The organism is Marinobacter sp. bablab_jr008 (assembly GCF_016464145.1).
Lineage (GTDB): Bacteria > Pseudomonadota > Gammaproteobacteria > Pseudomonadales > Oleiphilaceae > Marinobacter > Marinobacter nauticus.
The window spans coordinates 1-492 of the sequence record NZ_JACDWW010000082.1; the positions used below are offsets into that span (position 1 = coordinate 1).

1 protein-coding gene is annotated in these 492 nt (G+C 55.7%); it reads right to left on the bottom strand.

What is annotated here, in order from left to right; genetic code table 11:
- Nucleotides 1-492: transposase (locus JIF53_RS19805; RefSeq protein ID WP_199453478.1), on the bottom strand; the 492-nt coding region annotated here is incomplete at both ends.

The window sequence follows — 492 nt, forward strand, 5'->3', positions numbered from 1 at the left end:
CACGTTGATCGCCCGCATCAGGTTGTAACTCAGCACCCCCAGACTGTATTCACTACTGGCAGAACTCAGACCCCAGCAGGTAAATCTCCCTTTATTCAGCATTCTCTTGAGTGTAGCGAAGGTCGGCTCAACGGTAGCCATCCGACGGATCATCCGCTCAGGTGTGGCGGCGTTCGTTGCTTTCTCCAGAGCCTCTTCATTGAAGTGGCGTGTGACCCAGCGTCTATCCGCCTTGGTGCATTGGCTCTGGAGCGGGCATTGATTGCAGCCTGAGCGTGCGTACAGATGCAGACGATCCTTGTTGCTCACCGTCTTGTGAGGCAGCCGCTCTCCAGCAGGGCAGAGGTAAGCGTCCTGTTCGGGCAAATAGGTGAAGTCACGTTTCTGGAAGTACTCGCCGTTTCCCTGATTGTTGACCGCCCGGTTCGATGGCACTGCCACATCGTACCCAGAAGACTGAAGCTCTTTGATCTGCTGACCGTTGGAGTAGCC